The following is a 247-nucleotide window of genomic DNA, read 5'->3' as shown; positions in this document are numbered from 1 at the left end:
CACCTGTCCGGCGCGATGGCCAATGCCGTCGCGTCCGTGCAGCGGGACATCCCCGGCCTGCAGCTCCCCGTCCATGCCGCCGACCAATGGAGCTCGGACGACCTCGCGCTCGCCGCCTGCCACGCCGATCTCGCTCGCGGCGACATCGTCATCGCGGCGATGCTCTTCCTCGACGACCATATCCGCGCCGAGCTGCCCGCGCTCGCCGCCCGCCGCGACCAGTGCGATGCCCTGGTCGGCCTGCTTT

The 247-nt window shown here is 72.1% G+C and carries 1 protein-coding gene; it reads left to right on the top strand.

Annotated features, from left to right (window positions below; genetic code table 11):
• A partial coding sequence (locus tag AC0IW9_RS31575; RefSeq protein ID WP_471652232.1) for a DUF3479 domain-containing protein occupies window positions 1-247 on the top strand: 247 nt, incomplete at both ends.

It is taken from the genome of Belnapia sp. AC561 (assembly GCF_979252845.1).
This window is presented reverse-complemented; position numbering and strand designations above follow the sequence as displayed.